Genomic DNA, 4,482 nt, shown 5'->3' with positions numbered 1-4,482 from the left:
AAGCTGGATCTTGGGCGGCCGTTGCGCATCAAGGCCGGATTCGACCCCACCGCACCGGACCTGCACTTAGGCCACACCGTGCTGCTCAACAAGATGCGGCAATTGCAGGACCTGGGGCACCACGCCCTGTTCCTGATCGGCGACTTCACCGGGATGATCGGCGACCCGACCGGCAAGAACGCCACCCGCCCGCCGCTGTCGCGCGAACAGATCATGGAGAACGCTCGCACCTACCAGGAGCAGGTCTTCAAGATTCTCGATCCGGATCGAACGGAGATCTGCTTCAACTCCACCTGGATGGAGGCCCTCGGCTCGGCTGGCATGATCCGGCTCGCGTCGCGCAATACCGTGGCCCGGATGCTCGAGCGCGACGATTTTTCCAAACGGTATGCGGGCGGCCAGCCGATCGCCATTCACGAATTCCTCTACCCGCTATGTCAGGGCTACGACTCGGTGGCGATGCGCGCCGACGTCGAGCTTGGTGGCACGGACCAGAAGTTCAATCTGCTGATGGGGCGTGAGCTGCAGAAGCATGAGGGGCAGGCTCCACAGTGCGTGCTGATGATGCCGCTGCTGGAAGGCCTCGACGGCGTGAACAAGATGTCCAAGTCCCTCGGTAACTACATCGGCATCGCCGAGCCCGCGCGCGAGATCTTCGGCAAGATCATGTCCGTCTCCGACGATCTGATGTGGCGCTATTACGAGCTGCTCTCCTTCCGCACGAATGCGGAAATCGCTGCCTTGCGCCGCGACGTTGAGGGGGGTCGAAATCCGCGAGACATTAAGGTGCTGCTTGCGCAGGAGCTCGTCGCCCGCTTCCACGACAAGCGCGCCGCCGAGGATGCGCTCAGCGAATTCGAAGCCCGGTTCCAGCGCGGTGTGCTGCCGGACGACATGCCGGAAGTGAATGTTGCGGTCGGTGACGCAGGGCTGCCGGTGTTCCAAGTCATCAAACAGGCGGGGCTGACAGGGACGACCTCCGAAGCGATGCGAATGATCGACCAGGGAGCCGTGCGGCTCAATGGTGAGCGTGTCGAGGACAAGGCTCTGATCCTGATGGCGGGCGAGAAGATCATCTTGCAAGTGGGTAAGCGCAAGTTCGCTTCCGTCCGCCTGGACTGAACGGAGTAAGACTCACCACCGCGGGAAATTCGCTTTCAAGCTAAATCTCCACTTGGCAATATAATCAAAGGGCATTCTATTGCTTTCGGCGGATGGCCCGATCCGCGGTCGCGTCCGATCGAGGCGCAATGCTGTGCTCTCGATCACGCGACGGCCAGTGGAGGATTTTGATTCAGATGGCGAACGCGCCGCATTTCTACCGCCGCCTTTTTGCACGCCCGAGCACGGCGGGTCTCGTGGCGTTTCTAGCCGCCGCCCTTGCGGCAGCTGTCTACATCCTGCATTCGGAGCGCGAGGCGCTTCATGTCCGACGCGCCGAGGTCGCCGATCTCATGGGCGACAAGGCGCATGAGGTCGAGAACGCCGTCCAGCACGGACTCACCGCAACCTATGCATTGGCCGCCCTCGTGCGTCAGGGGCGGGGGGGCGTGCCGAACTTCGAGGCCGTTGCCACGGAGATGCTGCACTATTATCCGGGAGCCGACTCGCTTCAGCTCGCCCCGGGGGGCGTCATACGGCAAGTTGTCCCGCTAGGCGAGAACGCCAAGGCGATCGGTCACGACCTTCTCGCGGATCCGGCTCGCACCAAGGAGGCGTTTCTTGCACGGGATACCGGCAAGCTGACCCTGGCCGGGCCGTTCAATCTGATGCAAGGCGGTATTGGCGCGGTCGGTCGCCTTCCGGTCTATCTGGACGACGAATATGGACGGTCGCATTTCTGGGGCTTCGTCACGGTCCTCATCCGTTTCCCGAATGTCCTCGTTCGCGCACAGCTGCCGCAACTCGTGAAACGTGGTTTCCAGTACGAGCTCTGGCGGGTGCATCCGGATACCGGGCAGAAGCAGGTGATTGCCGCGTCGTCAGAGACACCGCTTGTCGACCCGGTCGACCGTTCGCTGAACATGCCGAACGGCGTCTGGACAATGAGCGTAGCGCCGATCGACGGGTGGGCACATAAAGAGGATCTGGCCCTCAAGAGCCTTCTCGGCCTCATGTTCAGTTTCCTGATCGGCTGGCTTGCGAAGCAGATGGCTGAGCTGCGGGAGCACCGGCACCGTCTCGAAAGCCTTGTCGACGAACGCACGCTCGAACTGGCCGCTCGCGAGTCGAAGCTCGCCGCGTTGATCGGGTCCCTCCCCGATCTGCTATTCGTGCTCGATGAAAGTGGTCGCATCACCGAATGTCATTCTCCGGATCCTTCGTTGCTCTATCTGCCGGTGCCGAACTTCCTGGGGCGCCCTTATGGCGACGCCTTGCCCGACGGGGTTATCGACAAGATCCGTGCCGCCCTTGTCGGCATTGCTCGGGACGGTCTGCGGCGGGAGTTCGAATACAGTCTCGACGTCCCCGCGGGCGCACGGCAATTCAGCGCTTCAATGAGCCAGCTCAGTGAAGGAAGCGGACAGCCGGCCGGCTACATCGCGTTGGTGCGGGATGTCACCGAGCGCAAGCTCGCGGAAGAGCGCATGCAGGAAGCGATGGTCGTCTTCGACGCATCGAGCCAGGGGATCATGACCGCGGGCGCCGACGGCGTCATCACGTCGGTCAATCCTGCATTCCAGGCCATTACCGGCTACTCGGCCGAAGAGGTAGTCGGACAGACGCCCTCGATGTTCAAGTCGGGGCGCCACGACCAAGCTTTCTACCAGAACCTCTGGTCCACGCTCGAGCGGGTCGGGCGCTGGGAAGGCGAGATATGGAATCGGCGCAAGTCCGGGGATATCTATCCGCAATGGCTCTCCATTTCAGCGGTGCGCGACAGTGATGGAAATCTCATCAAATACGTGTCGATCTTCAGTGACATGACGCGCCGTAAGCAGCGTGAGGAGGTCATCTGGCGGCAGGCGAACTTCGACGCGCTGACCGGCCTCGCAAACCGGAACCTGCTGCACGATCGACTGGAGCGCTCGCTCGCACATAGTCGGCGCACCAAGCACAAGGCGGGGCTGATATTCCTCGATCTCGACGGCTTCAAGTGGATCAACGACACCCTTGGGCACGACGTTGGCGACGAAATGCTCGTCGAGGTCGCGAGCCGGCTGCAAGGCTGTGTCCGGAGCCAGGATACCGTGGGGCGCCTGGGCGGCGACGAATTCACCCTCGTGGTCGAGGACATCGACGACGCGGACGGCCTCCAGACCGTCGCGGAGAAGGTGCTCAATGTCCTTCGTAAGCCCTTCGTTCTCGCAGGCGCAAATCGCTACATTTCGGGGAGCCTCGGGATTACCGTTTTTCCGGACGACGGCGACGATGTGCAGACGCTGCTGCGCAATGCGGACATTGCCATGTATCAGTCCAAGCAACTGGGCAAGAACTGCTGCCAGTTCTACGCACAGGATATGCAGGAGGCGGCGCGAGTTCGCGTTCAGCTGGAAGGAGAACTGCGCGCCGCCATCGCGCAACAGCAGTTCGTGCTGTACTACCAGCCGATCGTCGAGGCTCAAAGCGGCAGGGTCGCAGGCGCGGAGGCGCTCATTCGTTGGCGTCATCCGGTGCGTGGCCTCGTCCCACCGAACGAATTCATCGGGATTGCGGAAGACACGGGCCTGATCGTCGCCATCGGTGAATGGGTGCTGAGCGAAGCAGTCCGCCAGACTCGACAATGGCGGCAGGCTGGATTGCCCGCGCTGCGCATTGCGGTCAATGTCTCGGGCGTGCAGTTCCGCGAGGCGGGTCTATTACCTCTCGTGCGGAGCCTGTGCGAAGACCGGCAGGACGGAGACTTCGAGCTCGTTCTTGAGATTACCGAATCGGTGCTCATGCAAAGTAGCGATGTCACTGAGGCGCGCATGCGCGAAATCGGCGCGTTCGGCATCGGTTACTCGCTGGATGATTTTGGGACGGGCTATTCGTCGCTCTCGTATCTCAAGCGTTTCCCGGTCGGTGGCGTCAAGATCGATCGCAGCTTCGTGCGTGATTGCCCTGAAGACCGCAATGACCGGCTGCTGGTCGAGGCGATCATCAATATGGCTCACAGCCTCGCGCTAAAGGTGACGGCCGAAGGCGTGGAGACGGAAGCCCAGCGCGATTTCCTGCGTGAGCGTGGTTGCGATTATTTGCAAGGGTATCTTGTGAGCAAGCCGCTTCCGGCGAGCGACTTCGAGCGCTTCGTCCTCGACGCACTCAAGCAATGACGAAATTCTGGCGGGGGCTTGACGCCGATCTTGTCGTCTATATAATCCGCCCCTCTTCGCGACGTTGCCGGCAAATGCGGCGGCGGCGGGAAGAGGAAAGAGCGTTGAGCGCGGCGGTGTTGAAGGAAATAAAAAACACAGCAGTACTTGACGGCGACAAGGAAGTTTGTCAGAATCTCTTTCTCGCTGCTTCGGCAGCGGTTCTTTAAAAAATTGGACAACCGAT

Annotated in this window: 2 protein-coding genes; both read left to right on the top strand. The window is 61.3% G+C overall.

Going from position 1 to position 4,482, the window contains the following annotated elements:
• On the top strand, positions 1-1,122 hold a 1,122-nt coding region (tyrS, locus tag VJ673_RS04420), incomplete at its 5' end, for a tyrosine--tRNA ligase (protein ID WP_324124826.1).
• Positions 1,123-1,298: 176 nt separating this feature from the next.
• Positions 1,299-4,256, top strand: a complete 2,958-nt coding sequence (locus tag VJ673_RS04415) for a bifunctional diguanylate cyclase/phosphodiesterase (protein ID WP_324124825.1) — start codon at positions 1,299-1,301, stop codon at positions 4,254-4,256.
• Positions 4,257-4,482 lie beyond the last annotated feature (226 nt).

It is taken from the genome of Aromatoleum sp., assembly GCF_035254505.1.
Taxonomy (GTDB): Bacteria; Pseudomonadota; Gammaproteobacteria; order Burkholderiales; family Rhodocyclaceae; genus Aromatoleum.
Note: the sequence above shows the minus strand (reverse complement) of the source record. Positions and strands in the feature narration are given on the sequence as shown.